A 25969-nucleotide genomic window follows, 5' to 3' on the forward strand; every position below is an offset into this window, starting at 1 on the left:
CATGCCAGAGAACGAAGACCGATACCCAGCCGAATCGGGACGGAGACGGTTCGTGAAGGGCGTCGTCGGTGCCTCGGCGCTCGGTGCGACCGGGATTTCGACCGCGCTCGCGACCAACCTCACCACCACCTCCTCGGGGGCCGGTGGCGGGGCAGTCCAGTATTACGGCATCGAGAACACCGACGGGCCGGCTCCACGTGGACTGCCACAGATCCCCATCGAAGTCACCGGCAACGGAGAGATCAAAGGGATCTGGCCCGAGGTGAAGACGGAGACGGTCAACAACGAGGAGGTCCAGCTCGCTGAGATGCAGCTCGGTGGCACCACCTACTCCAGCGAGTGGTTCCAGTACTGTGGCGTCCAGACGTACCCCGGCATCCGACCTGGTGCCGACCAGAGCAACTTCCTCCGATCGGGCCCCCAGCCGAGCTTCGAGTGGCAGAGCGAGCTCAGCCCCGGAGACAAGCTCACCGTCGACATGTTCGACGACTACGAGACGTGGGGTAACGATGTCGGCACGGCCGGCATCGGTAAGCCCGCATCGGCGACATGGCGCTCGCAGGACCTCTCGCCACAGGAGACGGTTCCGGTACAGGTGATGCGGAGCACGCGGATCGAGGAGCTCGCTCAGAACGCGAGCGATCCCGCGATCCGGGAGTGGCTGCAAGCGAGCACGTCACAGGGGTTCATCGCGTGGCTCAACAAGTGTACTCACTTCTGTTGTGTCCCCGGGTTCAAACAGACCGCCGACTTCGGCGCGGCGAACGCGGTGTACTGTCCGTGCCACCAGTCGGTGTACGATCCGTTCAGCATCGTTGAACGGCAGTTCACGTCGCTGCCGCGGCCCGAGGACACCGGCAGCAGTAGTGAGTCGGGCTCCGGCGGTGGTGAGTAACCCATGAGTCTCGAACGGAGCGACGACCACGACCACGAGGGGTGGATGGAGCGGAAAGACCTCACCCCGATCGAGGGGGCGTATCTCACCGTCTTGCTCTGGCTCGACAAGCGGCTGCGGCTGGTCGACTACCTCGAGGTTCTGGAGAACCTCTACTACAAGGTCAATCTCCAGATGCCCAAGAGCCACACCGAGCAGTACAACCTCGACAACAAGTTCTGGTACTGGTACCCGCTGTACGCGCTCGGGAGTTTCTCGACGATCGCCTATGTGGTGGCGGCCATCTCGGGCGCGCTACTCGGCTTTTACTACTCGCCAGCGGCAGCCTCGGGGGCCTGTACCATCGACGGCGCGTCGGTGGCGTACTGTTCGCTTACCGCGATCATGACCGACATCAACTTCGGGTTCATGCTCCGGAGCATTCACCGGTGGTCGGCGCAGGTGATGACAGCCGCCGTGTTCCTCCACATGCTCCGGGTCTACTTCACCGGCGCGTACAAGGAGCCACGCGAGCTCAACTGGATCCTCGGCATCGTCCTCATCTCGCTCACGATGGTGTTCGGCTACACCGGCTACCTGCTGACGTGGGACCAGCTCGCGTACTGGGCCGGCCAGATCGGCGTCGAGATGAGCCTCTCGATCCCGCTCATCGGCGAGTGGGTCGCACAGCTCATCTTCGGCGGGTTCTCGCTGGGTCAGGCCACCCTGATGCGGATGTATATCCTCCACGTGTTCTTCTTACCGTTCGTGGTGACGGCGCTGATCGCCGTGCACATCGGCATCGTCTGGATGCAGGGCATCGCGGAACCCCACTAGATCAATGACCCGAGACAACGCCACCGACACGGACGAATCGAGCGGGACCGACACGGGCGAGGGCGTCGCCGCCGACGGCACCGGCATCGTCGCGCCCGACGACGAGACCCCGACGTGGGGCGAGCGCAAGGAGCGCACTCAGGGGCTCTCGCGGCTGACCTACGAGTACTTCGAACGCTCGCGCCGTGAGGATCAGGACCTCCGCACCGAGTCGAGCTACGTCGAGCGCGACGTGCTCGCGTTCCCGACGTGGCCCCACGAGATGGTCCGCAACCTCGCGCTGACGAGCTTCTTCGTCGGACTGATCATCTTCCTCGCGGCGACGCTGCCGCCGCACCTCGGCGCACCCGCGAACCCGAGCCAGACGCCCGCGATCATCCTGCCGGACTGGTATCTCTACTGGTCGTTCGGCCTGCTGAAACTCGGGCCGCTGAACCCCGACCTCGCCGTTCTGGGTGGGAAGAAGCTCCTCCAGGACTCCACGTACGGCGTGCTCGCCAATCTCGTGGTGGTCGGGTTCATCGCGATCGTTCCGTTCCTCAACAAGGGGAGCGCGCGTCGGCCGGTCGAGCAGCCGTTCTGGTCGGCCGTCGGCATGTTCGGCGTGGTGTTCGCCGTGATGATCAGCGCGCTGTCGATCAAGAACCTCATGCCGACGTGGTTCGACACCCATCTCCTGTTCGATCTCACCTTCCTCCTGCCGTTCGTGGCAGGGTTCATCACCTACGGCATCCTGCGTGCGATGCGCGAGGGGTACATGTTCGACCTGAACCGTCGGTACTACCGGCTCCGACCGCCGCGATAGCGTCGTGAGCTCCGACACCGGCTCCGAGGCCGACGGCAGCGACGGCGGGAGCAGGGGTCGCGAGATCGTCGTCCCGCTGCGAACCTACAAGGCGGTCACGGTGTTCTCGACGCTACTCGCGATCGTCTGCGTACTGCTCGGCTTCGCCTTTCTCGACGCTGCCACCGCCGAGGCTGGCCCGCTGCCGGTGCTGTTCGATCTGCTGCCATCGGTCGGGCTCCCGGTCGGCTCGGGCGTGATCTCGCTCGTGCTCGTCCTGATCGGGCTCGGGCTCATCGCGGTCGGTGCCGGGGTGTACGTGCTCGGCACCCGCTTTCGCACTGCGGGGATGCGGAACGCTCAAGACGACAGCGACGAACTCTCGGGCAATGAGTGACGAATTCGCCAAGGGCCTGGCGATGCTCACCGGTGGGCTGCTCGGGTGGATGGTGCTCTCGGGCTGGTATGCCACCGAGAGCTTCGAGTCGCCGAAGCAGCTCATCGCCGAGCCACCCTCCGGTCTCGAACTGTTCGGCACGCTCTCGCTCACCCTTCGAGAAGCCCTGTTCTGGTTCGCCATCGTCGGCGCGCTCGTCTTCTGGGTGCTGATTCCCGCAAGCCAGCGGGCACGCATCGCGTGGAACGAACGTCAGTCGAGCTAGCGTCGACAGCGCTCCACGACTTCTCACCGTTCTCCAAATCGATAGCGACGGGAACCGACCCGTGATTCCCCGCTGTCTCCACTTTTGATTGATTTACTTTGCGGCGGTGCGGTCCTGGTGTCCTGCGGTCGCTCCGCGACTGCAGGGCTCAGGAGAGCTTGCTCTCCTGGTGGATGAAGGGCGAGACGCGCGAACGAGCGAAGCGAGTGAGTAGCGAACACCGGAGCACGCTTCGCGCGTGGTTCGAGGGAGCTTCGCTCCCTCGTCATCACGAAAGGCGCTTCGCGCCTTTCGAACGACTCCGAGCTCCCGTTCGCTTCGCTCACGGGAACGAGGGGAGCGCGCGGTGAGGGCTTCGGCGGTGCTGTGCGGTTGCGAATCGATGTCCGTGCGAGCGAAGCGAGCACGGTTCGCCGCGAGCGAACGAGCGCAGCGAGTGAGCGAGCGGGTGTTTTTAGTCCAGGTTTTTGCGGGGAGGGGTGCCCGCAGCGCGCCACAGGCGCGCGAGGACACCCCTCTCCGTAAAAAAGTGGGTGCTTAGTAGAACTCGCGAACGAGGTCGGTGGCGTCCTCGGGTGCGCCGTCGGGGATGTCGGCCATGTTCTCGTCGAGGCCGTGGCGTTCGTTGTACGGCTCCGACTCCTCGTCCTGGTAGATGACGCCCTGATACTCGGTGTCCTCGTCCATGATCTTCTTTTGGGCGGCGTCGCGGTCGGTCGGGTCGTGACCTTCCTCGTCGAGATCGACGATCGCATCCCGGAAGTAGTCGTAGGTGTCGACGTCGTTGAACGTGACACACGGACTGTAGACGTTCACGAACCCGAAGCCGTCGTGTTCGACCGCCTGCTGGACGATCTCGGTGTGGCGCTGGGCGTCCGACGAGAACGACTGGGCGATGAAGCTGCCGTCGGCGGCGAGCGCGAGCGCGAGCGGGTTGACCGGAGCCTGTTTCGGCCCGTCGGGCGTCGTCGCCGTCTCGAAGTCCTCGCGCGACGTCGGCGAGGCCTGTCCCTTCGTCAGCCCGTAGATGCGGTTGTCCATCACGACGTAGGTCATGTCCATGTTTCGTCGTACTGCGTGGACGAAGTGACCAGCGCCGATGGAGTAGCCGTCGCCGTCGCCGCCCGAGACCATGACTTCGAGGTCGGGGTTCGCGCTCTTGACGCCGATGCCGACGGGAAGTGCGCGGCCGTGGACGCCGTGGAGCGCGTAGCTGTGCATGTACGTGCCGATCTTGCCCGAGCAGCCGATTCCCGCCACGACGAACGTGTTGTCGGGGTCGTTGCCGGTGTTGGCGAGCGCCTTCATCATGCCGTTCATGGTGCCGAAGTCGCCGCAGCCGGGACACCACGTGGGCTGCTTGTCGGACTTGAAGTCGGTGAACCTGACGTCTGAACTCATGTGGGAACCTCCTGGGCCGCGTCGAGTTTCTCGGTGATCCGCTCGGCCAGTTCGTCGGCCTTGAACCGCACGCCGTTGTACTTGTTTATCCGTTTGACTCGGGTAAGCGTGTCGCCTTCGACCACGTCGGCGAACTGTCCGGTCGCATTGCACTCCACCACGATGACCTCGTCGGCGGCCTCGATCTCCTCGGTGAGATCAGGCCGGGGGAACATGTACGGAACCGAGAGGAATCGAACGTCGATGTCGGCCTCGTCGAGAAAGCCCATCGCCTCGCGCATCGCGCCCTCGTTCGATCCCCACGAGAGGACGAGCGTGTCGGCATCGCTGTCGCCGAACTCGCGGTAGTCCCAGTCTTCCTCGTTTTTGGCGGTCTCGACCTTCTGATTGCGTTTGTCGACCTGCTCGATCCGCACCTCTTGCTCCTCGGTCCGGCGGCCGAGCTCGTCGTGTTCGAGTCCGGTCGTCATGTGTGCGCCGCCCGACGTTCCAGGCAGCGTGCGCGGGCTGATGCCGTCGGCGGCCGGGAAGTGGGGCTGGAACTGGTCGCTGTCGTTGAGCCACGAATCGATCTCGTTCTCGTCGACGAGCTTGCCGCGGTCGATCTCCACACTGTCCATGTCGAACTCCTCGGGCTCGAACGTCTGTTCGGAGACCGCGAGCGCGAGATCGCCCACCAGATAGACCGGCGTCTGGTACTTCTCGGCGAGGTTGAACGCCTCGATCGTCTTGTGGAAACACTCCGATATCGTGGTCGGTGCGACCACGAACCGCGGAATCTCGCCGTGGCCACCGTACAGGAGCATGTCGAGGTCGCCCTGTTCCTGTTTGGTTGGCATCCCGGTCGAGGGGCCCGATCGCATCACGTCACAGATCACGAGCGGCGTCTCGCTGGTGGCGACGAGGCCGAACGTTTCGGTCATCAGGTCGATGCCTGGGCCACTGGTCGCGGTCATCGAACGCGCACCCGCCCGCGCCGCGCCGAGCGCCATGTTGATGGCGGCGAGTTCGTCCTCGGCCTGCATCACGTGGCCGCCGTAGCGTTCGAGCCGGCCCTTGAGGTACTCCATCACGTCGGTCGCGGGGGTGATGGGGTAGCCCGAGTAGAACCGACAGCCCGCGGCGATCGCACCCATGCCGATGGCCTCGTCGCCGTTCAGCAGGACGTAGTCGTTGTCGGTGGTCTCGATGTCGTAGTCGAACTCGTCGTGGTCGAGCTCCTCGACGACGTGTTCCTCGCCGAGCCGCGCGGCCTGGCGGTTGTTCGCGACGATCGACTCGCCCTTGTCGCCGAAGCGCTTTTCGAGCGCTTCGTCGAGGTTCTCGATCGGGAAGTTCGCGACCTCACAGGCCGCGCCGAGCGCCACGATGTTCTGCATGAGCGCGCCGCCGGCGTCCTCCGCGAGGCGTTTGAGCGGGACGGGAAGCCCGATCATCCCCTCGGGGGCCTCGAAGTCCTCCATCATCGTGCGCTCGCCGTCGTAGATGATGACCGAGCCCTCGTGGAGTTCGTCCATGTTCTCCTCGACCGTGCGCTGGGTCAGCGCGATCAGAATGTCGAGCCGATCGACGACCGACTCGACGCGCTCGGTCGAACTCCGGACCTTGTAGGCGGTGTACCCCCCGCGGATCCGCGAGGCGAAGTCCTTGGAGGTGAAGACGTGGCGGCCCGCCCGCGAGAGCGCCTGCGCGAAGATCTTCCCCGTGGAGTTGATCCCGTCGCCGGCCTCTCCACCGATGGCCCAGTTCAAATCGTCTGGCATGTGCTGGGTCCGGGTACGCCATCTGCGGACGAAAAGGCTTCGGAACGATCGTCTACATCACCGACGAGTACGATCGTGTTTTCGGTTCTCAGGATTCGCTGCCGCCCGAATCACCCCGTCACGATCACCGATACCGATCCTCCCGACGGGTGTATCGAAGTCCCTTTGGCCGGGCCACGCCCAGCGTCGGCATGAAAGCGACACGAACGCGCGTGCGCGACAACCGGGCGGTCGGACCGGAAACCATCGCGCTCGATCTCGAAACCCCCGACGGGTTCGACGCCCGGCCCGGCCAGTTCGTCAAGCTCTCGCTCGATGTCGATGGCGAGCAACGCTCGCGGTTTTACACGCTCTCTTCGTCCTCAGTGGCGGACACGTTCGAGGTCACCGTCGGTGTCGATCCCGACGGCGAGGTCGCCCCCTACCTCGCGGAGCTCGACGCCGGCGATTCGGTGACGATGGCGGGGCCGTTCGGCAGCGCCCACTACGAGGACGAACCTCGGACCACCGTCCTCGCGGGCGGTCCGGGAGTCGGGCCCGCGATCGGGATCGCCGAGCGCACGCTCGACGACGGCGGCGAGACCGCGGTGGTCTATCGCGACGACGATCCCGTCCACGAGGACCGCCTCGACGCGCTCCACGACGCTGGCGCAACCGTCCACGTCGTCGGTTCGGACGCCGATCTGACCGATCCGACGGTGGACGCACTCGCCGGTGACGAGAACGAACAGGTGTTCGTCTACGGGTTCGCTGATTTCCTCGACGCCGCAACCGACGCGCTCGCAGCCGCCGGCGGCGACCCCGACAGGGCGAAGATCGAGAACTTCGGCTAAACGTTTTTACTGCGGGTGATCGCGCTCGCTCCGCTCGCGCTCAACCCCTTGCAAAAACGTTTATCAAAAACTCCCGCTCGCTCACTTTGTTCGCTCGCGGTGAGATTTCTATCCTCCCCGCAACCGCACAGCACCGCCCGAGCCCTCGGCCCCACGGGCCTCGCCCTCGATCCGCCAGGAGAGCTTCGCTCTCCTGAGCCCTGCATTCGCGCCGCGAACGCAGGACGCCAGGCCCGCACCGCGATCGCTACCCCGCCTGTTGGTTGGGGGAGTGAGTAGCCGACGAATAGATGGCGTACGCGCCCGAGTGTCAACCATGAGTCGATATCGACCCGGATCGAGGGCGACTCGCCGACGATACCTCGCGCTCGCGGCTGCGATCGGCGGGTCACTCGCCGGCTGTCTCGGCGGTGACGGCGGCGGCGACAGCGAGGAGACCGCGACGGCGGATACGGAGGGATCGGATTCGACCGCTGCTGACGGGACCACTACGGACGCCGCCACGACAGCCGAGACGAGCCCCACAGCGGGGGCCGGCGCGTCTACCACCGTGGCAACCGACTCGGCGACGCCAGGGACGACCACGGGCAACCAGCTCGACCTCCGCGAAGCGAACGTCGTCGGCGTCGAAGTCGAGTCGACCGCCGACGGCTACCGCTTCGACGTGACGCTCTATCACGACGACGACGGCGAGGATGGCTACGCCAACTGGTGGCAGGTCGAGAACCTCGGTGGGGAGCGACTCGGCCGGCGTGAACTCCGTCATCCACACGGCACCACGCGATTCACGCGCTCGGAATCGATCGAGGTGCCGGACGGAACGGAACGCGTCGTCGTCCGCGGCCACGACCAGACTCACGGCTACGGCGGCCAGGCGATGCTCGTCACCCTCGAAACCGGCGCGACCGAGATCGTCGGGCAGGGTCCCGAAACCCAGTCGTTCGACGGCAACGGTTCCGGATCGGTGACCACGACTGGCGGTGGATGACGTAGAGAGGGCATGTGACAACCTGGACTGAGGCTGCTGTTTTATCGCAGGAACACTAATCCAACTGGCGTGACGACCGACGGCATGGTTGACATCACGGGAACGCTCGCAGGACTGTTCGGGACCGACGAGGCGACGCCGACAGGATCGACGATGCTCGACGTGGCTCGTGACATCCGGGCAAACCCCAGGACCGTCGACTGTCGCGACGGGCGGGCGCTCGGGTACGCCGACTGCGGCGATCCCGACGGCGACCCGCTGGTGGTCTTCCACGGGTTCCCGAACTCGCGGGTGTTCGGTGCGCTCCTCGATGCGTCGGCGCGCGAGCGCGGCCTCCGTATCATCGCGCCCGAACGCCCCGGTCTCGGCGTCTCTGACCCGCTCCCGGACCGGACGGTCGCCGACTGGACCGACGACGTGGCCGACCTCGCCGACGCGCTCGATCTCGGCTCGTTCCCGGTGCTCGGAATCTCTGGCGGTGGTCCGTACGCGGCAGCGTGCGCCGCGCGCCTCCCGCGGACCGAGCGTACCGGCATCGTCTGTGGCCTCGCACCGCTCGAATCGGTGGACCTCGACGACCGGCTGCCGTTCCTCACGGCGAAGTACGCCAGGCCGCTCGCGACGCTCTCGCTCTGGTCCGACGGTCGCACCGCACGATGGAACCCCGAGGAGTATCTCGCATCCCGCGCGGAGACCGCCGCCGATGTCGACGCGGAGCGCTGGAGTGGCGAAATCGGCTGGACGTTGCTGGAGAGCGGCCGCGAGGCGACCACCCGTCACGGCTACGGCCCGCTCGCCCAGGAGCTCGCCGTGTTCGCCGACGACTGGGGGTTCGATCTCGGCTCGATCGACGTGCCCACCTATCTCTGGTACGGTAAGGCCGACCGGATCGTTCCGCTCTCGATGGGGCTCCACTACACTGATCGGATTCCCACCGCCGAGGCGCACGTCTATCCGAATCAGGGCCACCTCTCGATCGTCGAGGAGAACGAAGCGGCGATCCTCGACGCAGTCACCGGAGCGTAGCCGACGCCCGATCGCCCGATCGTGTCAGTGTTCGACGAACTCGATCAGGACGCCGCCGGTCGATCCGGGGTGGAGGAAGGCCACGCTATGCCCCCACGCGCCCGGCCGCGGTTCGTCGTCGATGAGTTCGACACCGTGCTCTCGCGCCCGATCGAGCGCAGCCGCGACATCGTCGGTTTCGAGCGCGAGGTGGTGGATGCCTGGCCCATTGCGATCGAGATATCTGGCGATCGCGCCCTCACCGCCGAGCGGTTCGAGGAGTTCGAAGTAGCTCTCGCCACAGTCGAGGAAGACGACGTTCATCCCGTCGAACGTCTCCTCGTGAGCCACCTCGAACCCGAACAAGTCGGTGTACAGCTCCGCGAGCACGTCAGCGTCGTCGGTGGCGATGCCGGCGTGATCGACGTTCATAGCGCGGCTCCGCCCTGGTGCTCGCCGAACACGTCGCGCATCGTGTCACAGATCTCGCCGATGGTGGCCTCGGCTTTCACTGCATCGACGAGATACGGCATCAGGTTGTCGTCGCCCTCGGCGGCTGCGTGGAGCGCCGCAAGCGCGTCCTCGGCGGCCGCGTCGTCGCGCTCGTCGCGCACATGCTGCAGCCGATCACGCTGGCGCTGCTGATCGGCCTCGGTGACCTCCTCGATGTCGACTTCGGGCTCCTCGTCGACCTCGTACTCGTTGACGCCCACGATCACGCGCTCGCCCTCGTCGATCTCTTGTTGGCGCTCGAAGGCGACATCTTGAACCTCGCGCTGGACCCACTGGTCCTCGACGGCCTGGAGCATGCCGCCTTTCCCGTCGACGGTGTCGAGGATGTCGAACGCCTCCTCCTCCAGTTCGTCGGTGAGGTTCTCGATGTAGTAACTCCCCGCCAGCGGGTCGATGGTGTCGGCCGCGCCCGATTCGTGGGCGAGGATCTGCTGGGTCCGGAGTGCTGTGCGAACGCTCTCCTCGGTGGGGAGTGCGAGTGCCTCGTCTTTCCCATTCGTATGGAGGCTCTGGGTCCCGCCGAGCACGGCGGCGAGCGCCTGGTAGGCTACCCGGACGATGTTGTTGTCGATCTGCTGGGCGGTCAGCGTCGAGCCCGCGGTCTGGGTGTGGAACTTGAGCTGTTTCGAGTCGGGATCGTCGGCGTCGAAGCGCTCGTCCATGATCTTCGCCCACATCCGGCGCGCGGCCCGGAACTTCGCGACCTCCTCCAAGACGTTGTTGTACGACGCGAAGAAAAAGGAGAGCTGCGGCGCGAAATCGTCGACGGCGAGGCCAGCCTCCGTGGCGGCCTCGACGTACTCGATGCCGTTGCCGAGGGTGAAAGCGATCTCCTGGGCCGCCGAGGAGCCCGCCTCGCGGATGTGATAGCCCGAGATCGAGATGGTGTTGAAGCTGGGGACCTCCTCCGCACAGAACTCGAAGATATCAGTAATAATTCGCATCGAGGGCTCCGGCGGATAGATGTAGGTGTTGCGCGCGACGTACTCCTTCAGGACGTCGTTCTGGATCGTGCCTCGCAGCTCCTCGCGGTCGATGCCCTGACGATCGCCGACCGCGATGTACATCGCGAGTAGGACGCTCGCGGGCGCGTTGATCGTCATGCTGGTCGAGACCTCGTCCAAGGGGATGCCCTCGAAGACGGTCTCCATGTCGTGTATCGAGTCGATCGCCACGCCCGACTTGCCGACCTCGCCCGCGGCCATCTCGTTGTCCGAATCGTATCCCATCTGGGTCGGGAGGTCGAACGCCATCGAGAGTCCCGTCTGGCCCTCGTCGATCAGATACTGGAAGCGCTCGTTGGTCTCCCGAGCGGTGCCCATTCCGGCGTACTGGCGCATCGTCCAGAGCCGGCCACGGTACATCGTGGGATAGACTCCCCGCGTGTAGGGCTCCTCGCCGGGGAAGCCGACGTCCTCGCGGTAGTCGCGCTCGCCCACGTCGTCGGGGGTGTAGAGCCGATCGACCTCGTGGCCCGCGGTGTCGGTCTCGAAGGTGTCCTTGCGCTCGCCGAACCGATCGAGGACGGGATCGAGCGTTTCTGCTTCCCACTCTTCTTTGGCCGACCGGATGTCGGCGAGATCGTCGGGGTCGAACATACTCGATCGTGGGACCGACGCGACTTTAATCGTTGTTCGTCGTGGCCGAGATCGGGAACTCGTTGCGGTCGTGACCGGATGGACGCCGGTATGACTGGGGAAAGAACGACAGGTTTATATTTGTAGAACTCCTTATGTCAAATACCCAGAAGTTTTTAGTATCCATAGTTCCGACTGTGTCGAGCGATGTCCGAAGACGTCACGCTCGAAGTCGGCGACAGCGCGTATCCGGGACGACTGAACATACCTGAAGAATCCTCGGATCGTGGGGTACTGATTGTGCCCGGGGCGGGACACGGTCCCTTCGGCGACGTGTTCCTCCGCTTTTCCCGTGCGGCGGCCGAGAAGGGCCACCACGTCGCCCGATTCGAGACGTGGATGTCGCCCGACGAACTGGAGGAAAAGACCGACGAGGACTTCCGCACAGAACTGGCAGCCGGCGTCGATTTCCTGCGTTCGCGCGGCTGTTCGACGGTCAGCGTGGTCGCCAAGAGCCTCGGCGGCCGGGTGGCTCTGGAGCATCTGCCGGAGGGCGTCGATCGGTTGATACTGTGGGCTCCCGCAGTCCTCGCAGAGGGAGCCGAGAACGTTCCCGATGAGGCGCGCGAACTCTTGCCGTCGGTGACTCCCGGCGAGTTCGGCGTCGATGTCCCCACACGGATCCTCCAGGGTGACGACGACAACATCTCGGTTGACAACGCGGAACGGATCGTCGAGGGGTTGCCCCAGGGTGAGCTCGTGATCCTTCCCGACGAGGACCACTCGTTCCTGCGGGACCACGAGCGAGTCATCGAGAAGACGCTGGCGTTCCTACCGGAGTGATGCGATCGTGTGAAAACACGGATCACTCGATCGGCTGTTCAGGTCGTCACGAGCAACGAAGATGCCGTCATCGCCGTCGTCGGGATGATGCGATTCCAGACTGAGGCGACCACCACCCAATCGTCTACTCCGTTGCAGTCTCCACGTCGAAGTCCTCCGGTGTGGCTGCCCTGACGGCGGGGAGTCCTCGAAGCCGCGGGCGGAGGAGGACGTAGATCGCCGTGAAGCCGAAGCCGCCCGCGGTCAGCGCCATCGTCGTCGTCGTTCCCAGCACCGCGGCGACCGCGCCACCGATGAGCGACCCCAATGGGAGCGTCGCCCCCGAGGCGGTGCCTTTCGTTGCGGAAACCCGACCCAGCAGGTCGGCCGGGAACACCCGCTGGTTCAGCGTTGAACCAAGTACGCTCGAAACGCCGACGGGAACCCACGCGAGACCGAACAGGACGACCGTGAGTGCCGGCGACGACACGAGGACGGCCGCGAGCCAGCAGCAGGCACCCAGTCCGTGGGCGAGGAGCAGCCTCCCGTAGGGGACGCCCTCGAACCACGGACCGACGAGCGAGCCCACGAGCCGGCCGATCCCAAGCGCGCCCAGCAGTAGGCCATAGACGGCGGGGCCGCCGAGGCCGTCGCCGAACGCCGGCAGTATCGCCAGCGTGACGCCGGTCGTGAAGTTCGCCACCGCAGTCGTCAGTATCAGCTCGACGAACACCGTCCCGCGGAGCACCCTGACTCCGTCCCGGAGGTCCGAGACGTACGAGCGCAGCACCGAGCGCACAGTTTCAGGGGCCGTTTCGTCCCTTGCTTCGGTGCGCTCGTCAGCCCCCGCAGGGGTGCCGAGCCTGATACCGGCGAACAGCAGCGCCGCGACAGCGAACGTGGCCGAGTCGGCGAGGAACAGGGTCGTCGCGCCGAACACGGCGACGAAGCCGCCGCCGAGCGCGTCGAACACCATGTCCAGGCCGAGCGTCACGGTCGAGAGCGCCGAGTTCGCACCGGGGAGGCGCTCGTCGTCGACGATACGGGGCAACAGTGCGGTCTCCATCGGGAACATCAGCAGCGACGCGAGCATCAGGATCGGCGCGACGGCGAACAGAACGCCGACGTCTAAGTGTCCTGTCGCCGCCGCCAGCGGCAGGGCCAGCACGACGGTGCCCTGAATCACCTGCGAGCCGACGAGGACGTGTTCGAGCGCCAGGCGGTCGACGAGCGGGCCGGCGAACACCTGCAACAGCCACGGTAGTAGTAATATCGCGTTCAGCGCGCCGGTGACCAGCGTCGAGCCGCTCAGCTCGAAGGCCAGCCAGAGCATCGCCACCGTGTAGAGGCTGTCCCCGGCGTTCGTGACGAACTGTCCGGCGAAGAAGCGCCGGAAGTCGGTGTTGCGCCACAGCCCCCGATCGAGAGCGCTCATCGGCGACCGCCTCCGAGGAGCGTCGGCAGAGCTCCACGCGGAGCGGGCGAGCGGCTCCCACGCCAGCGTCTCGGGCATCGGCGCGGGCGGTTCGGTCGTGATTCACGTGTCGGTGCGCGGTCGTGCGAGCGCCGGCACTGGACCGGCTGCTCGGTGGATATCGGCATATGCGTGCGTGTTCGAGAGGAAATGCGGCTACCGGAGTGGTAGCGAAACGAACCCGAGTGCTGCGGCTATCGGGCCCGTCAGGCTGCGGGAGGCGAGAGGGGGTCGAACACCGGGCGAACCGTGGGCCGGCGAGTCATAGAACAGTTCTTCGGATCGGTTCGCACGGCTGGTGAAAAGCGTGCTGGTTCCACGTGAACGGGGGCTGCTGCTGCTGCCTGCGCTCATGATCTCATCGGGTCCTGCGAAGAGTCTACCGCGGCGGATCTCTCTCTGAGAGCCAGAACGGACGACGATCAGCGACGCAGCCCCCTCACCCGACGACGATCCGTTCGTCGTCGGGATCGATGACCGCTCGGCCGCCGATCGGGAGCGCGAGGGTGGATTGGTGTGGCCGAAATCGAGATCGAACACCACAGGAATATCTGGGTTGTACCGCTCCAGTTGGCCGGCAATCGCCTCGCGCTGGCGGTCGCGGTACGCGGCGCGTTCCTCATCGTTGGGGCGTTCACGATGATTCCTCGTGGCTGGTCGTCCGACGAGCACCGCGCCGAACCGGTCGAGCAAGCCGCGTTCGCCCATGCACATGAGAGTCCACTTCACGCGGTCGGCGCTCGGCATGTCCTCGGCGGTCTCGATCGCGAGCACACAGCCATCGAGCGCGCCTGGATCAGGCAGGTAGCGCCCGGTCATCAGGTGCCACTCGACGATCGCGAGACAGCCACCCCAGAGCCGTCCTTCGGCGCGCTCCTCGCCGCCCCGCCACGTCCAGCCGATGGCGTCCTCGTACGCTGGTTCGTGGTCGGCGTACGCGTCGTCGCCCCAGTCGATCACGTCGTCGGTCCACTCGGCGGCGGGTTCGAGTTCGCCGAGCGACTCCTCGAAGAACGCCCGGCGAAGATGGCGCTCGGTAAACTCGTGGAGATGGCCAGGCGTCGCGACCTGGTTCATCAGTTGACCGCCGTTGTACGAGACGATCCCGAGATTCCAGAGATAGAGCTGGAGATTCGTGTTGTCGCTCATCCCGTAGAATCTGGTGGGATTGTCGCGGAGCACGCCGGCATCGAGGTGAGGGAGCACCCGGAGCTGGTCGTCGCCGCCGATGGTCGCCACGATCCCCCGAACGTCGGGATCACGGAAGGCATCGTGGATGTCACGAGCGCGCTCCTCGGGATGTGTTTCGAGGTACTCGTTCCCCTTCTCGGCGGTCGGATAGACGACGGGTTCGAGATCGAACGTCTCGCGGAGTCGCTCGACACCGAGATCGAGGACATGCGGTGCGTCCGCCGCGCCCCCACTGGAGGGCGCGACGATCGCGACGCTGTCGCCGGGATCGAGTGCGGGCGGCACCACGAACTCCGAGGGCATGATCGCGTCTCGTCGGTCGAACCGAAAAGCGCTCCGGCCGTTCACCCGGTGTCGTACTTGTACGTCGTGTTCTCGCTGTCGATCCCGAAGTCCTCGGGGCTCTCCTCGGCTGCGGGTTCCTCGTCCTCGGCTCCGTCTTCGGCGGCGTGTTTGAACCGCTCGCGTAGCTGGGATGGCATGGTGAACGCCCCGACATCGACCCGCGTCGGGACGGCTTCGGGAACGCTGCCCTCTCGTTTGACGTCGAGGCGTTCGGCGATCTTGTCGGGAAGGTCGTCGGTCGCGACACGCTCGAAGCCGAACTGTTCGAGGTACTGAGCTTCGTCGGTCAGCGAGTAGACGGTCTCGAACCCCTCGTCGCCGGCGCGGTCGACGAGCCGCTCGACGACGTGTGCGCCGATTCCTTGCCCTCGCCAGCCGTTGAGAACCCCGATTCCGGTGAGTTCGCAGAACTCGCCGTCGTCGGTTCGGTGGATACGGATCCGGCCGAATCCCGCTTTCTTGTTGCCGGCCTCGTCGACGGCGATGACGTAGTCTCGGGAGCGGAAGGCGGCGTCGTCGAGACTCATCGCCTCGATATGGTCCAGAAGCCAGACTTCCTCACGGTTTCTCGCGTTCCGGACGTACATACGTTCGGTTGGGTCGCCGGCCAGTAAAAGGGTTTCCGGGTATCGAGAACGAACGACGATGGGGAAACTCCTTTCATGTCGTGCGGTGTCCCCTCCGGTATGGAGTCCCTGGGCGAGTTCGACGAGGTGGTTCACGAACCGACCGAGGAGTTCGTCGAATCCACGAACGTCCACGCGTTCATGCAGGAGTACGGGATCGACGACTACGACGAACTGATCGCGCGGACCTGCGGCGACACCGGGATCGACGAGTCGGGGGTCGACTGGTTCTGGGACGAGCTCGTCGACTATCTCGGTATCGAGTTCTACGAGGGCTACGACAGCGTTCGCGACGACAGCGAGGGACCGCAGTTCACCGACTGGTATCCCGGCGGCACGATCAACATCGCTCACAACACGCTCGATCGGTACGCCGACGGCGACACCGCCGACGACGTGGCGTGCACCTGGGAGGGTGAACCGGGCACGGTTCGGGAGGTCACGTTCGCGGAGCTCCACGAGCAGGCGAACCGAGTGGCGAACTGTCTCGAAGCGCGCGGGGTCGAGACGGGTGACACCGTCGGGCTCTACATGCCGATGGTCCCCGAGGTCATCGCCATTCTCTACGGCTGCTTCAAGATCGGTGCGGTCGCGGTCCCGATCTTCTCGGGGTTCGGCGTGGATGCGACCGCCACCAGAATCGAAGACGCTGAACCCACCGTGTTGTTCACCGGCGATGGGTTCTACCGCCGGGGCGGCGAGGTCCGACTGAAGGGGGCCGCCGACGAGGCGATCGCCGAGGCGGGCCACGTCGAACACACTGTCGTCTACGATCGGCTGGGACTGACGCCCGACGAGAACGGTGGAGGGGCCGCAAGCGACGTGCCGTGGGACGACGCACGCGACGAGCACTGGGACGATGCGGTGGGCGAGCAGTCGAGCGAGTACGAGACGAAAGAACTCGACGCCTCCCAGGAGTCGATGCTGCTGTACTCGTCGGGGACGACCGGCAAGCCGAAGGGGATCGTCCACACCCATGCCGGGGTTCTGATGCAGTGTGCGAAGGAGATCCACTTCGGATTCGATCAGAAACCCGACGACAACTTCTTCTGGGTGTCGGATATCGGCTGGATGATGGGGCCGTGGACGCTGATCGGCAACCACGCCTTCGGGGGAAACGTGGTGATGTACGAGGGCGCACCCGACCACCCCGAACCCGATCGATTCTGGGCAATGATCGACCGCCACGACGTCACCCAGTTCGGGATCTCGCCGACCGCGATCCGCGCGCTTCGGAAGCAAGGAGACGAATGGGTGGAGGGTCACGACCTCTCGAGTCTCCGCCTCTTGGGCTCGACCGGCGAGCCGTGGGACCCCGAGTCGTGGCTCTGGTTCTACGACCAGGTGGGAGGTGGCGACACGCCGATCATCAACATCTCCGGCGGGACCGAGATCTGTGGGTGTTTCCTGATGCCGATGCCGATCCAGTCGCTCAAACCCTGTACGCTCGGCGGCCCAGGGCTAGGAATGAACATCGACATCGTGGATTCGGCGGGCGAATCGGTGGCTGACGACCACGAGCGCGGCTTTCTGGTGGCGCGGGATTCGTGTCCCTCGATGACGAAGTCGCTCTGGAGCGGCGACGAGCGCTACCTCGAGGAGTACTGGTCGAGCTTCGAGGACCCGCCGCTGTGGGACCACGGCGACTGGGCCCAGAAGGACGAAGACGGATTGTGGTTCCTCCACGGTCGGGCCGACGACGCGCTGAACGTCGCCGGGCGGAAGGTCGGCCCCGCCGAGGTCGAGGGCGCGATCATCGAACACGACGACGCGAACCAGGCCGCCGCGGTCGGCGTCCCCGACGACACCACCGGGACGGCGGTCGTGGCGTACGTCGTCCTCGAGGACCACGCCGAAGTGTCGGACGCGCTCCGCGAGGAGCTCCGCGATCAGGTGGGCGAGGAGCTCGGCAAGCCGTTCAAACCCCGCGAGGTGCTCTTCGTCGAGCAGTTCCCGAAAACCCAGTCGGGGAAGATCATCCGGCGGGCGATCGCCTCGATATATCAGGGCGAGGAGCTCGGCGACATGGACTCGATCGAGAACCCCGCTTCGCTCGACGCTATCGAGCAAGCACGATAAGCTACTCGCCCCGCTCTTCCCACTCATCTCGGAGCAGGCCGTACTGAAACGTATCGCGGTACGCGCCGTCGATGAACCGGTCCTTCCGGGTGCGGCCCTCCTCCGTGAAGCCGAGTGACTCCAGCAGACCGCGGGAGGCATCGTTGAAATCGTAGGCTCTTGCTCCCACGGTAGGGTGGTCGTACGTCCGGAAGACGTAGTCGATGACGAGTGCGACGGACTCCCTGCCGTGGCCCTCGCCGTGGACCTCGGGAACGAGCCAGTAGCCGAGCTCCGGGCGTCGCCAGTCGGCGTCCGCCACGCTCACGACGCCGATCCGCTCCACGTCGTCCCCGTCCGGCTGGCCGGGACCGGCGTCGTCGCCATCGAGACAGACGAGGAACTGGTCGGTGTCATCGTCCTCGGTCGGGAGCTCGATCTGCTCCTGGTTTCTGAGCGGCGTGCCGAGCGGGTAGCGGATGGCCGGATTGGCGGAACCGCGCTGGACGAACGGGAGATCCTCGGATTCGAGGGTTCGGAGTGTGACACGCTCGCCGCTCGTGATTCGTGGGCCGGGCATGATTCGACAGCGATCGCACAGCGTATAGCGCTTTTCGGTGGCTGCTCATCGATTCGGGTTGGTCGTCGAGATCAGCGGATCGCGGTTGGGTCGACGATGGTTCCCTCGGGCGCACTCTCGGTCGCGATCGCGACATCGCCGACGGTCCCAGCAGCCGGAAACACGACTGTCGCACCCGTAAGCAGCGGTGCGACGATGCCGGCCGCGACGGTTCCCGGGATGGTGAGCGACGCACGCACTACCACATCGTCACCGGCTGTCAGTCCTGTACGTTCGACGACGCGCTCGGCTGTATCGAGGAGTTCGGCGTGAGAAACCGACGATCCGTCGGCGGCGAGCACCGGGTCGTCGGCCGCGACCTCTGCCGGTGCGAGCGTCGGGTTTTCGCTCCAGACGTCGCGCTCGAAGTGTGCCGTTCCGGGGTCGTCGGGTGGATCGTCGTAGGCGACGCGCGTGCCGCCGGGTGGGAGTTCGAAGTCGTCGATCCTCTCGGCAGGGGCGACGACCGCACGAGCGTCGATCGATGTCGGCGGATCGAACCGCACGATGCCGCCGAGCGACGCCGTGCCGAGGACGGTGAGCACCGCTGCGGGCTGCCGTCCGGCGATCCCGACGGTTCGTCCGCGGCGGACCCCGAGGTGGCTGAGGAAGTTGCCCGTCTTCCACGTGTTCGTGAGCAGTCGGTGGTAGTCGTAGCTGTGGTCGGAGCCGTCCGGAGCGCGGAGCGCGGGGTGGTCGCTCCGTCGATCGCGCGCGAGCAGCCCGCGCAGCGTGTCCATAGCCTCGATTCGGTTGCACGGCCCAAAACCTCGCCGGCCGCGGCGGCGGTGCGGCCGCGGTCGCGGTGTGGCTGCGGTGGCGGTCGCGGTGTGGCTGCGGTGGCGGTCGCGGTGTGGCTGCGGTCCTCGGTGGATCGAGGGCGAGCGAGTGCAACGAGCGAGGGCTCGGGCGGTGCTGTGCGGTGGCGGTCACGGTGGCGGTTGCGGAGAGTGCCAGTGATCTCACCGCGAGCGAACGTCGTGAGCGAGCGGGAGTTTTTAGCGTAGCTTTTTGCAAGGGGTTGAGCGCGCCGAAGGCGCGCGAACCCCCGCAGTAAAAAGGTACAGGTTGCTACTGGTCGATGATCTCGCCGACCGCGAAGTTCGACTTGACTTCCGTGACTTCGACCTTGACGCGCTCGCCGATCTCTGCACCGGGCACGATGATGACGTAGCCCCGCTCGACGCGTGCGATCCCGTCGCCCTGCTTGCCGATGTCTTCGACCTCGACGTAGCGCATCTCGCCGATGTCGACCGGCGGCTGGGGCTCCGAGGACGGCCGGCTTGATCCCGAGTGCGACCCGCTCGACCCCGCACTACTCGATTCGTCGTCAGTGCGCTCGCGCGAGACGAGCGCCACGCGGTAGACGTCGCCCGCCTCGACCGAGCCGGTGTCGATCTCGCGGCGCGGTACCTCGACGGTGTAGGTGTCGTCGTCTTCCGCAGTGACCTCGGCGTTGAACAGACACAAGAGCTTGTCAGAGATTTCCATCGGTAGGCCTCTGTTTGCGCCCGTTGGTGGCGAGCGGTAAAGAACTACCGCACGAACGCTCGTCCGGCACGGCTGTCACCGATCACGGTCGATCACGACCGCCAACTCCTGCCCATCGAATCTCCGAAACCGATTACCTCGCTGTACCACTCTCGCTCACGAGCGCCCCGACCAGGCTGATCGTGGGCGTCCAGTGGAGTCATCACGCGACGAAAATCGGCCGACAGCGGCCGAATTACCCTGGTGTACCAAATCCGCTTTAGGAGGACGTCCCGTTCGTGCATTCATGGCAGCCAGCAGCGCGACGCCCGACCTCAGTCGAAAACAGCACCGGATCCTCGAGTACCTCCGCGAGAACGCCGGCACCCGGACGTACTTCAAATCCCGACTGATCGGCGACGAACTCGACCTCTCGGCGAAGGAGGTCGGCACGAACATGACCGCCATCCAGAACGGTGAGTGTTCGCTCTCGGTCGAGAAGTGGGGGTACTCCTCGTCGACGACGTGGAAGGTCACCGCCTGAAAGCCCTCGGAACTGCGAGGGCAAGCCCGCGCATCCGGCCTCGCTGTGCTCGGCCGGACGCCTGACGGCGGCTCCTCGCCCTTTTCATGTCCACCGGGGGAGCAGAGCTCTCCCGAGCCCTGCCTCGTGGTCCGAAAGACGCGAAGCGTCTTTCGTCATTGCAGGAAATCGGTGATTTCCTGCAAGCAGTCAGATTCCGTCGGAATCTGACGACATCACGAAACGGCTTCTTGGCGCGGCTTCGCCNATTGCAGGAAATCGGTGATTTCCTGCAAGCAGTCAGATTCCGTCGGAATCTGACGACATCACGAAACGGCTTCTTGGCGCGGCTTCGCCACGCCAACGGTTCGAGGCGCGTAGCGCCTCGCTATCGCCGTTTCGAACGACTTCGCTCGGCAGGACACCAGGCCCGCATTGCGCGACCCGCGCTGTCGCGTCTGCTCACGGGCGCTTCGTGCCCGTTCGCACGGGCCGAGGCGNTCGAACGACTTCGCTCGGCAGGACACCAGGCCCGCATTGCGCGACCCGCGCTGTCGCGTCTGCTCACGGGCGCTTCGTGCCCGTTCGCACGGGCCGAGGCGTACGCGCCTCGTGGCGGCACGCGCTGAGGCCCTGCCCTTCCCCATGTTCGCGCGCCCGGCGCTGTCGCGCCGGTCCGCGCTCACGGCCACCGCCCCGCATCCGCTTCCCGCTTGCACAACACTACACCGCCCCGCATCCGCCACCTCCGCCACCGCCCTCGCTACCGCACCGCCCCACCTCCGCCACCGCACAGCACCGCTCCCCGTGTGCCCGTCGCCACCTTATGATCGCACGACTGGAGACGGACGAGCGCGCAAGATTGATACCCTCGGCCGGAATCGGATCGTAGTATGCCCGGTCCCACATTCCTCGAAGGCGATCGCATCACGCTTCGAACGGTCGAAGAGGAGGACCTCGATTTCCTCCAGCGTGATGTCAACGATCCCGACGTCTGGCGATCGCTCGGTGCGGTATCGCCGGTGAACGCCGAACAGGAGCGCGAGTGGTTCGAGGAGCGGAGCGAGGGTGACGGCATCTCGCTACTCATCTGCGACGACGAGGAACCAGTCGGGTCGATCGGACTCTCCGGGATCAACGAGACGTGGGGCCACGCCGAGGTGGGATACTGGGTGACGCCAGACGCGTGGGGTGAGGGCTACGCGACCGCGGCTACCGAGCTCCTCGTCGGCTACGCGTTCGACCAGCGCCGACTCAACAAGCTCGTCGCCAACGCCTTCGACTTCAACGCGGGTTCGCGGCGCGTCCTCGAAAAGGCCGGATTCGCAGAAGAGGGCGTCCGCCGGGAGGAAGCGTTTATCGACGGCGAATTCGTCGATATTCACCGATACGGACTGCTGGCTCGCGAGTGGCGAGCGGACGACTGACGATCTGCTACGAATCGGAATCGTACCGTTCTGGTGGGGCTGTACCGTCCGATTTCACTGGCCAGCCCAATCGTGTCGCTACCTCGTGAAAGGATTCACCACCGACCGGTCGATCGAACGTTGGCGTGGGTAGCCGATGGCGCTGCTGAGGACGTGTTCGCTGCGATCGTAAAACGACCGGAATCGGTTCAGACGACCGCGTTCCAGACCGGAGCGACCACGAAGAAGACGCTGAGAAAGGCCGCGTACAGGAGTACGAGCACCGAGGCGGCGATGGCTCCGTTCGGTCGACTGAGGTTGCGGTCGTTGCGTGCCTCGACACGGAGTGCTTCGAGTTCGAAGAAGTCCGTGATGAACATCCCGACCACGAGGACCGAGAGAACGATGCCCGAGTGAACCTCGACCGTCGTGAGGTAAAACGACGCGAGGATCAGCAGGATCGTCGAGGCGACGTGGGCCGGGTGCTGACCGATGGCGTCCGCACCCTGCTCGCGCGCATCACTGACGTTCGATCGGTGGGCGATCGCGCGCGTGACGATGTTGACGATCACGAGGATCAAGAGAACGTACAGGATGAGCGGGTTGTCACCGCTCCCGAGGACCGCGTCGATCGGCCCGAACAGCGAGAGGGGTTGCATGATCGGCTTTCCGACGGGATCGCATTAGAGCCTTTCCCATTTCTCGCCGCTCACACACGGTGCGGGGACGCGAGCCGGAGCGTTCCGTCGAGCGTGATCCGGACCGGGCTCCCCGACCTGACACGCCCGAGCGAACACCCGTCGACGAACAGCTCCACATCGGCGTCGTCGCGCTCGACGGTGAGCGACACGCCCGCCAACGGGACCACCCAGTGATCGGGATCGGTCGCGAACGGCGAGATCGGTACCACCGCACCCACGTCGGTGCCGTCGACGACCACCGGTCCGCCGGCAGCGCGCGCGTAGCCGTGGCTCCCGACGGGCGTCGCCACCACCACGCCGTCGGCACGGAACCTCGCGAACGGTGTTCTATTTCCGTCATTCTCCGCATCGTGGCCGCGCACCTCGGTACCGGCGGCGACCGCGAACTCCGAGATGCTCGCGGGCGCGGCAGTCACCAGGGCGACATCACGTAACGCTCGCCCGTTCGTGGTCGGCGTGTCGACTGCCACCACCGGTCGTTCGCGGATCGGATACTCTCCGGCAAGGAACCGTTCGATCCCATCCGGATCGTCGCCGCTGGCGAGCGATGGGACCCTATCGACATCGATCGGGAGGACGGGAACGCCGATGTCGGTGGCGACACACTCGCGGAGACCTCCATCGCCGACCGCAACGATCGCGTCAGGGTCGATGCCAGCGGTTTCGGTGCTGACGGTCTCGGTAGCGGCGGTCTCGGTGGCGTCGTGGACGCCGCCGCCGGCCGTATCGACCGCGTCGACGATTGCGGTTGCGTCGGTCTCGGGGGCGACGACACCGACGCTGGTCGACTCACGACGCCTCGCCGGCTCGCCATCGCTCATCGGTTCCCGTTGCGCACGGTGGGCCAAAAGACTGCGGGGTCGACGCGATCGGCCGAACCACGGTCGGCACACCGGCGTCGACATCACACCGTTCGCCCGCGCCGATTGGCCGCTTCCCGAACACTCAAGCGAGGGACGGAACGATCGGTAGCGCATGACTAACTGGATCGGCGACGTGTTCACCAGCGATGTCGGCTGGAATCATCTCGAAACCCTCGTCGACATCGGCGATCGGATGGCCGGAAGCGACGGCGAACGCCGCGCTGCGGAAGCGACTCGCGACGCGCTGGCGAACGTCGGCGCGCGGAACGCCCGTTTAGAGGAGTTCGACATCCAGGGATGGACCCGTGGCTCCGCGGCGATCGGTGCCGGCGACAGCAGCCGCGAGACCATCGCGCTTCCGCGGAGTCCGGCGGGCGAGGTCGCGGGTGAGTTCGTGGATCTCGGCTACGGCCTCCCGAGCGACTTCGAAGAGACTGACATCGAAGGAAAGGTCGTGATGGTCGCGTCGAACGTTCCCGGCCACTACGATCGGTTCATCCACCGCCGGGAGAAGTACTACTACGCCGTCGATGGGGGTGCGGCCGCGTTCGTCTTCCGGAACCACGTCGAGGGCTGCCTCCCACCGACCGGGAGCGTCGGCACCGAGGACTCGCCGATCGGCGAGATCCCGGCGATCGGGGTGAGCAAGGAGGTCGGGTCGCGGCTCTCGCGGCGTCGGGAGGGCGAGACGATCGAGGTGTCGGTCGACGCCGACGCTCACGACGCGACCAGTCAGAACGTCCACGCCGATCTCGGTCCCGACACCGACGAGGCGGTGTTGCTGACGAGCCACGTCGATGCCCACGACATAGCCGAAGGGGCGATGGACAACGGGGCCGGCACCGCCGTGGTCGTGGAGGTGGCGAAGGCGCTCGCCGAACGCGAGGCGGAACTCGATACCCGCGTCCACCTCGTCGTCTACGGTGCCGAAGAGGTCGGTCTGGTGGGATCGGCCCACGACGCCAACGAGCGCGACCACGGTTCGATCAAAGCCATCGTCAACAACGACGGCGTCGTCCGTGGACGGACGCTCAGTGCCCATACCCACGGGTTCGACGCACTCGGCGAACTCGTTACTGGGGTGGCCAACGACTTCGATCACCCGGTCACGACGATCCCCGAACAGGGACCACACAGCGATCACTGGCCGTACGTCCAGTGGGGCGTTCCCGGCTATCACCTGATGAGCGAGACGGGCGACGAAGGGCGCGGGTGGGGACACACGTTCGCGGACACGCTCGACAAACTCGACGTCAGGAACCTCCGCGAACAGTCGATCCTTCTCACTGAACTGTGCGTTCGTCTCGCGGACGACGAGTTCGCCGTCGAGCACAAGGGGCCCGAGACGATCGCGGCGGCGCTCGAAGCCGAAGATCAGGCGGCAGGGATGAAGATCATCGGCGATTGGCCCTACGACGAGTGAGCCGATCGGACCCCGCTCCGGCAGAGAACGAGACTTTTTAGCCCGCCGCCACCGGTCACAACCGTATGCGCGACGTGCTCGCGGCGTGGCGGCCGGTCATCGACAGGGAGATCGAGCAGTTGCTCCCCCGCGAGATCGACGCCGAGTACGTCGCCCGCGCCTTCGGCGAGCCGAGCTACGAGTACGACCCGGTCGCCATCCAGCGCGCGCTCCCCGGCCCGATCTGGGACCTGCTCGATCGGGGCGGGAAACGCTGGCGCGCGGTGGTCTGCTGTCTCCTGATCGACGGGTTCGGCGCGGACCCCCACGAGTATCTCCCCTACGCCTGCATCCCCGAAATCCTCCACAACGGGACGATCATCGTCGACGACGTCGAAGACGGCGCGACGATGCGCCGCGGCGAGTCCGCGCTCCACCGCGAGGCCGGGACCGACGTCGCGCTCAACGCGGGCAACGCGATGTACTTCCTTCCTCTGAACATCGTCGCGCACAACCCCGGCGATCTCGACGCCGAAACCCGACTCGCGATCTACGAGATGCTGATGTACGAGCTCAACCGGACGCATCTCGGCCAGGGGATGGACATCCACTGGCACAACGAGCAGGCCATCCGGATGACCGAGGCCCAGTATCTCGAGATGTGTGCGTGCAAAACTGGTTGTCTCGGCCGGATCGTCGCACGCCTCGCCGCACTCATCACGGGCCAGTCCGACGAAACCGAACGCTGCGCCGCGCGCTACGCCGAACGGATGTCGATCGCGTTCCAGATCGGTGACGACATCCTCGACATCGAGAACGCCGACGAGGACGGCGGTGCGTTCGGCAAAGCCGTCGGCAACGACATCCGCGAGGGCAAGAAGACCCTGATGGCGATCCACGCCGCGAGCGAGGCCGCTCCCGAGCAGGCCGCGCGGCTCGAAGAACTCCTCTGGGCCGACGACAACTCCGACGACGAGATCCGTGAGGCGATCGACATCCTCCGCGAGACCGACAGCGTGGCGTACGCCCGCGAGCGCGCACTCGAACTCGCTGCCGAGGCGCGCGACGCCCTCCGCGAGCTCGATATCGATGACGAGATCGCCGACGATCTCGCCGAATTCACGCGGTTCGTCATCGAACGCGACGTCTGAGCGACCGGGACGAGAGCTCGGGCGGTGCGGTTGGCGGAGGCGGGGCGGTCCTGGCGGATGAAGGGCGAGGCCGCTTCGCGG

General features: G+C 65.8%; 26 protein-coding genes. 14 read left to right on the plus strand and 12 right to left on the minus strand.

The features are described 5' to 3' along the window. Nucleotide 1 precedes the first annotated feature (1 nt). Genes C450_RS13525 through C450_RS13545 form a run of 5 tightly spaced genes read left to right on the plus strand, consistent with a single transcriptional unit; the run spans nt 2 to nt 3157 of the window. A complete protein-coding gene (locus C450_RS13525; protein ID WP_005044371.1) occupies nt 2-895 on the plus strand; it encodes a hypothetical protein in 894 nt (297 codons plus the stop codon). Nucleotides 896-898: 3 nt separating this feature from the next. Continuing rightward, nucleotides 899-1711, plus strand: coding sequence for a cytochrome b (locus C450_RS13530; RefSeq protein WP_005044373.1), 813 nt, complete (start codon nt 899-901; stop codon nt 1709-1711). A gap of 4 nt (nt 1712-1715) precedes the next feature. Then, on the plus strand, nt 1716-2516 hold the full coding sequence (locus C450_RS13535) for a cytochrome b (RefSeq protein WP_005044374.1): 801 nt from the start codon (nt 1716-1718) through the stop codon (nt 2514-2516). A gap of 4 nt (nt 2517-2520) precedes the next feature. Next, entirely contained in the window at nt 2521-2892 is a 372-nt protein-coding gene (locus tag C450_RS13540; RefSeq protein ID WP_005044376.1) for a DUF7315 family membrane protein, read from the plus strand. Next, nucleotides 2885-3157: a DUF7314 family protein gene (locus tag C450_RS13545; RefSeq protein WP_005044378.1), complete on the plus strand. Its 273-nt coding sequence runs from the start codon at nt 2885-2887 to the stop codon at nt 3155-3157. The genes C450_RS13540 and C450_RS13545 overlap by 8 nt, the downstream gene beginning before the upstream one ends. Nucleotides 3158-3694: 537 nt before the next feature. Here the strand turns inward: C450_RS13545 and C450_RS13550 are convergent. After that, a complete protein-coding gene (locus C450_RS13550) occupies nt 3695-4558 on the minus strand; it encodes a 2-oxoacid:ferredoxin oxidoreductase subunit beta (RefSeq protein WP_005044380.1) in 864 nt (287 codons plus the stop codon). Continuing rightward, nucleotides 4555-6321 carry a 2-oxoacid:acceptor oxidoreductase subunit alpha gene (locus tag C450_RS13555; protein ID WP_005044383.1) on the minus strand — a complete coding sequence of 589 codons (1767 nt, stop codon included), beginning with the start codon at nt 6319-6321 and terminating at the stop codon, nt 4555-4557. The genes C450_RS13550 and C450_RS13555 overlap by 4 nt, the downstream gene beginning before the upstream one ends. Before the next feature lie 191 nt (nt 6322-6512). On the opposite strand from C450_RS13555, the gene C450_RS13560 reads away from it, so the two are divergent. From C450_RS13560 to C450_RS13570, 3 genes are all read left to right on the plus strand, one after another. Further along, nucleotides 6513-7154, plus strand: a complete 642-nt coding sequence (locus C450_RS13560) for an FAD-dependent oxidoreductase (protein ID WP_005044384.1) — start codon at nt 6513-6515, stop codon at nt 7152-7154. Nucleotides 7155-7470: 316 nt separating this feature from the next. After that, nucleotides 7471-8142: a hypothetical protein gene (locus tag C450_RS13565; protein ID WP_005044386.1), complete on the plus strand. Its 672-nt coding sequence runs from the start codon at nt 7471-7473 to the stop codon at nt 8140-8142. Nucleotides 8143-8226: 84 nt separating this feature from the next. Beyond that, the gene (locus C450_RS13570; RefSeq protein ID WP_049910219.1) at nt 8227-9168 is read left to right on the plus strand and encodes an alpha/beta fold hydrolase; all 942 of its coding nucleotides are present in this window, start codon (nt 8227-8229) and stop codon (nt 9166-9168) included. 24 nt (nt 9169-9192) lie between these two features. Here the strand turns inward: C450_RS13570 and mce are convergent, their stop codons facing one another. Next, nucleotides 9193-9579 carry a methylmalonyl-CoA epimerase gene (gene mce / locus C450_RS13575; protein ID WP_005044390.1) on the minus strand — a complete coding sequence of 129 codons (387 nt, stop codon included), beginning with the start codon at nt 9577-9579 and terminating at the stop codon, nt 9193-9195. Next, complete coding sequence (locus tag C450_RS13580) at nt 9576-11258, minus strand: acyl-CoA mutase large subunit family protein (RefSeq protein WP_005044393.1); 1683 nt, start codon at nt 11256-11258, stop codon at nt 9576-9578. Before C450_RS13580 ends, mce begins: the two co-directional genes overlap by 4 nt. Nucleotides 11259-11444: 186 nt before the next feature. On the opposite strand from C450_RS13580, the gene C450_RS13585 reads away from it, so the two are divergent. Then, complete coding sequence (locus C450_RS13585; protein WP_005044394.1) at nt 11445-12080, plus strand: alpha/beta hydrolase; 636 nt, start codon at nt 11445-11447, stop codon at nt 12078-12080. 124 nt (nt 12081-12204) lie between these two features. Here C450_RS13585 and C450_RS13590 read toward each other — a convergent pair whose 3' ends face one another. The 3 genes from C450_RS13590 to C450_RS13600 all read right to left on the minus strand — a co-directional run bounded on the left by C450_RS13590 (nt 12205) and on the right by C450_RS13600 (nt 15656). Then, nucleotides 12205-13494, minus strand: a complete 1290-nt coding sequence (locus C450_RS13590) for an MFS transporter (protein ID WP_049910247.1) — start codon at nt 13492-13494, stop codon at nt 12205-12207. Between the two features lie 195 nt (nt 13495-13689). Beyond that, nucleotides 13690-15027, minus strand: coding sequence for a S66 family peptidase (locus C450_RS13595; protein WP_338035761.1), 1338 nt, complete (start codon nt 15025-15027; stop codon nt 13690-13692). Between the two features lie 41 nt (nt 15028-15068). Further along, nucleotides 15069-15656: a GNAT family N-acetyltransferase gene (locus C450_RS13600; RefSeq protein WP_005044401.1), complete on the minus strand. Its 588-nt coding sequence runs from the start codon at nt 15654-15656 to the stop codon at nt 15069-15071. A gap of 99 nt (nt 15657-15755) precedes the next feature. Between C450_RS13600 and C450_RS13605 the strand changes: the two genes are divergently transcribed. Beyond that, nucleotides 15756-17774 carry an AMP-binding protein gene (locus C450_RS13605; RefSeq protein WP_005044403.1) on the plus strand — a complete coding sequence of 673 codons (2019 nt, stop codon included), beginning with the start codon at nt 15756-15758 and terminating at the stop codon, nt 17772-17774. Between the two features lies 1 nt (nt 17775). On the opposite strand, the gene C450_RS13610 is transcribed toward C450_RS13605, so the two are convergent. The 3 genes from C450_RS13610 to C450_RS13620 all read right to left on the minus strand — a co-directional run bounded on the left by C450_RS13610 (nt 17776) and on the right by C450_RS13620 (nt 19863). After that, nucleotides 17776-18333: a GNAT family N-acetyltransferase gene (locus C450_RS13610; RefSeq protein WP_005044405.1), complete on the minus strand. Its 558-nt coding sequence runs from the start codon at nt 18331-18333 to the stop codon at nt 17776-17778. Between the two features lie 71 nt (nt 18334-18404). Beyond that, nucleotides 18405-19112 (minus strand): hypothetical protein, encoded by a 708-nt coding sequence (locus tag C450_RS13615; RefSeq protein ID WP_005044406.1) that lies wholly within the window; start codon nt 19110-19112, stop codon nt 18405-18407. Nucleotides 19113-19443: 331 nt separating this feature from the next. Then, complete coding sequence (locus C450_RS13620; protein WP_005044408.1) at nt 19444-19863, minus strand: TRAM domain-containing protein; 420 nt, start codon at nt 19861-19863, stop codon at nt 19444-19446. A gap of 286 nt (nt 19864-20149) precedes the next feature. On the opposite strand from C450_RS13620, the gene C450_RS13630 reads away from it, so the two are divergent. Together C450_RS13630 and C450_RS13635 are read left to right on the plus strand one after the other, a co-directional pair. Further along, on the plus strand, nt 20150-20386 hold the full coding sequence (locus tag C450_RS13630) for a DUF7123 family protein (protein WP_005044409.1): 237 nt from the start codon (nt 20150-20152) through the stop codon (nt 20384-20386). An 872-nt stretch (nt 20387-21258) separates the two neighbouring features. Continuing rightward, nucleotides 21259-21792, plus strand: a complete 534-nt coding sequence (locus C450_RS13635) for a GNAT family N-acetyltransferase (protein ID WP_005044411.1) — start codon at nt 21259-21261, stop codon at nt 21790-21792. Nucleotides 21793-21980: 188 nt separating this feature from the next. Here the strand turns inward: C450_RS13635 and C450_RS13640 are convergent, their stop codons facing one another. Further along, complete coding sequence (locus C450_RS13640; RefSeq protein WP_005044413.1) at nt 21981-22430, minus strand: DUF7313 family protein; 450 nt, start codon at nt 22428-22430, stop codon at nt 21981-21983. Nucleotides 22431-22480: 50 nt separating this feature from the next. Beyond that, the gene (locus C450_RS13645) at nt 22481-23293 is read right to left on the minus strand and encodes an NAD(+)/NADH kinase (RefSeq protein ID WP_005044415.1); all 813 of its coding nucleotides are present in this window, start codon (nt 23291-23293) and stop codon (nt 22481-22483) included. A 154-nt stretch (nt 23294-23447) separates the two neighbouring features. Here C450_RS13645 and C450_RS13650 point away from each other — a divergent pair, with 154 nt between their 5' ends. Next, the gene (locus C450_RS13650; protein WP_005044416.1) at nt 23448-24758 is read left to right on the plus strand and encodes a M28 family peptidase; all 1311 of its coding nucleotides are present in this window, start codon (nt 23448-23450) and stop codon (nt 24756-24758) included. A gap of 65 nt (nt 24759-24823) precedes the next feature. After that, entirely contained in the window at nt 24824-25888 is a 1065-nt protein-coding gene (locus C450_RS13655; RefSeq protein ID WP_005044419.1) for a polyprenyl synthetase family protein, read from the plus strand. Nucleotides 25889-25969: the final 81 nt, after the last annotated feature.

The organism is Halococcus salifodinae DSM 8989, from assembly GCF_000336935.1.
Lineage (GTDB): Archaea > Halobacteriota > Halobacteria > Halobacteriales > Halococcaceae > Halococcus > Halococcus salifodinae.